The 237-nt window shown below is 66.7% G+C and carries 1 pseudogene; it reads right to left on the reverse strand.

Annotation, left to right across the window (positions count from 1 at the left end):
- Positions 1-203 (reverse strand): annotated as a pseudogene (locus AOK17_RS53145) (ATP-binding protein); the annotation flags it as partial.
- Positions 204-237: the final 34 nt, after the last annotated feature.

Consider the following 237-nt stretch of genomic DNA (forward strand, 5'->3'; position numbering starts at 1 on the left):
AGGGAGTTGGTGACCAGCTCGGAGGCGACGAGTTCGACGTTGTCGAGGACGGCGTCACGGACGCGGTGCCGGGTGAGCACGGCACGCACGTGGGCTCGCACGATGCCGGGGCCGAGGGGGGTTCGGGGGATACGGAGGACGTACTCCCAGTCGGCGTCGAGTGGGGAGTAGTCGGTGAGGTCTTTCAGGGCGAGTTCGGGCATGGCCGTAACTCCTCGTTGAGGTACGGAGGTTGGA

Origin of the sequence: Streptomyces phaeochromogenes, from assembly GCF_001418655.1 — a bacterium.
Taxonomy (GTDB): Bacteria; Actinomycetota; Actinomycetes; order Streptomycetales; family Streptomycetaceae; genus Streptomyces; species Streptomyces phaeochromogenes.